The organism is Vitreoscilla stercoraria DSM 513 (assembly GCF_000382305.1).
Classification (GTDB): domain Bacteria; phylum Pseudomonadota; class Gammaproteobacteria; order Burkholderiales; family Neisseriaceae; genus Vitreoscilla; species Vitreoscilla stercoraria.
Genome location: NZ_KB908048.1, coordinates 1 through 2,910 on the forward strand (window position 1 = coordinate 1; position 2,910 = coordinate 2,910).

Genomic DNA, 2,910 nt, shown 5'->3' on the forward strand with positions numbered 1-2,910 from the left:
TAAAGGATTTAGCTGTGACCACTATTTTTTATTTAGTGGTCACACTTTCATTTTAGTGGTCACACTTGCCAAATCTGTGACCACTGTGTGACCACTGTGTGACCACTCATTTAGCCAGTGAAAAAATAATGATATTTCTCAATATATTGATATGTAAGGATATTGTTTATTTTTTAATAAGGTGTGACCACTGTGACCACTGTGACCACCACTTTTTACGCATGTGTAACATTGATTGACGGCAAACAGTCGGCAATAAAAAACCGCCCATTGTGGACGGTTGCTTGTTTTATTCTTCTTCATGGTCGGGCGGTGCTGAACCTTCAAAAACAAAATAACGCTTAACCTCACCGTTAAACCGCTTTCTTGTGGTTTTATGTTTACCACTTGGCACAATCAGCCAGCCTATGCCGTCCAGTACAGTTACCACCTTATGGCGGTCAAAGTCTTGGCTAATTTCAGCATCAAAGACACCTGTTAAAACGTAATACATGGGTGCTTTTTCGCCCCGTTCTTCTCTTAAGCCAGCAAAATTAGGCGGTGTATGTTCGTGGTTGTTGGCTCTATTCAGCGATACAAAACGATTGTAGGCGGCTTGCTCAAAAAAGACAGACGCTTGTTCTATGATACGCTTCTCTTCATAGTTGCCTGTGCCACTTCTTGCAATCCAATCGTTTAAACACTGTTTAATGCTTTGCATTGCATCATCATGGCTCATGGGCAATAGTTTGGCATCAATCGCCAGCATCAAGGTAGCTGCCACCAATGCAAAGCGGTTTGCAATGCGTCCAGCTTGATTACCCATGTTTGGCAGTGTGGCTTTGAATGTGTCGGTATATTGCTTGGCCAATTCGGTCACAAGGTCGCTATGTTGCAAAATATACTTAACAAACGCCACCCCAGCCCCGCCATAATTGTGCAATACGGCATCATTCAAGTGCTCTGCCATGTCTTTGCCTGTGCCAAAGCCGTGTAAGGTATCAAAAACGCCCAAGCCTTTGCCAGCATTGGCAGGAATGGACGGTAAACGGGTTTCTTGTCCAGCTTGCCATTGAAAGCGTCCGCCACGCTCTACATAGCCGCTTATGCTCTTTTCACCTGTGGAAAACACCAACACACGCCATTTTTTAACAGCTCTATTGCCGCCGTCTTTGTTGCCTTGCGCCTTGCCTGTACCATTCAGGACGCTATATGCCATCGAATAAACCGCCTGTGGGCTGGCTTCGCCTATTTCGTCCAGCATCATGAAATTATCGTTGCGGCTGTTGGCTATGTTGGTAAAGGCATAGCCTGTACCATTCCAAGACACTTTGGCATCATTCGGATTTGCCCAAACGGATAACGCCACCTTTGCGGCTGTGGTTTTACCGTCCGAACTGTCACCAAAGATATGAAAACCGCCGCTTTCCAGCCCAAGCAATTGCAGCAATGGGGCTGCCAATGCTGTACCCACTGCCAAACATAGGCGGCTATTGCCTGTTATGTATTGGCCAATTGTATTATTCCAATCTTTTAATGTGCCTTTGGTTGCAAATGCCGCAGCTTGGCTCTTGTCACCGTTATAAATCACCTTAAGTTTATCCAATGGTGTGATGACTTCGCCACTTGGCAAAATATAGGCTTTGCCATCATGATGCCAGCCGCCTTTATCAGTGATCGCATGGCTAACCTGCAGTGCTTCTTTTTGTATGTAGTCGGCCAATTTTTCACGGCTGCTTTTTTGTGAGTAAATCATCACACCATTACTTTGCAAGACTTTCCAGCCTTGCCCTGTGCCCACATCACCTAAAGGTAGAACAATGGTCCTTGAATCGCTGCCATAATGTCGGGGGCGTTCCAAAACAGCATAATGATTGCCGTGTTCATCTAAGCCACCGCCTAAATGGTGAAAGATGCTGGATAAGGGGGCACGTTTTTCAACCACTTCACCTGTATCTTTATCTTGTTGCCTGGTCACATAAAATAAGCCGCTTTTGGTGGTTTCTATGTATGGCTTTAAATTATTGGCGGGCTGTTGCTCAATATCGACAATACTTTGTAAAGCCACTGCCATTGCATCATGGTCTAAAGAGTCATTCATTGTGTTGCCTTTCTTGCTTTTGTTACTACATCCAGTACATCCGTGCCATTTACGCCGCTTTGCCATATGCGAACATTGATGCCATGTTTTATGGCTTTGCTTTCCAGTGCTCTTGCTGCCTTAATACCTGTTTGATTGGCATCAGTATCAGCAAAAATAAAAAGCTCCTTTACCGTGTCAGGTATCAACATGCTTGCCATGCCATTGGCAGCCCCACACGCCCACACGGGTAATTTGGTCAATTGGTACACGGCGGCGGCATTTTCGATGCCCTCACACACTGCCAGCCTGTCATCGGCTGGGGTCAATTGAATGGCTGCCCCTTTGTTGCTGCCTGAAAACCTTGCCATCATCTTTTTAGGGTTTAACAAGCGTCCTGTAAAAAATGGATTAGGCATGTTTAACTTGGCGGTATGGTCGCTGTTTAGGTAGGTACGGTGTAAGCCCGTTAATTGACCGTCCACGCTCTCAAACTTGGCAACAATGGCAGGAAATTGACCAATAAAGTGAATTTGCCCGTTTTGGTCGCTTTCCCAATAGTCCAATGCCTCAACAAAGCCCAAATTGCCCAATGCTGGCGCAATCGCAGCCACATCCAAGCCACGCCCTTGTAAGTAGGTTTTAATGCCTGTGTGGTGTTGGTTTGCCTCTGCCTTAGCCCATAAACGGCATAAGCTGGCTAAATGGTCTTTTTGGGGCTGCTGTGTGGGCTGTGGTGGCGTTTTGCGTTCGGGTAATGGGTTTGCCTCAGTCATGCCCAAAACGCCAGCAACAAGGCGCATAGCCTCTTTAATATCGCAACCATAAACATGCTGCACCAATGCAAAGCC

General features: G+C 46.0%; 2 protein-coding genes. Both read right to left on the reverse strand.

The genetic code is table 11. From position 1 onward, the window contains the following. Positions 1 to 289: 289 nt before the first annotated feature. Entirely contained in the window at positions 290 to 2,080 is a 1,791-nt protein-coding gene (locus H150_RS0113310) for a DUF927 domain-containing protein (RefSeq protein WP_019959548.1), read from the reverse strand. Continuing rightward, positions 2,077 to 2,910 (reverse strand): DUF7146 domain-containing protein (locus tag H150_RS14595; RefSeq protein ID WP_019959549.1); only part of this gene is annotated, 834 nt, incomplete at its 5' end. The genes H150_RS14595 and H150_RS0113310, both read right to left, overlap by 4 nt.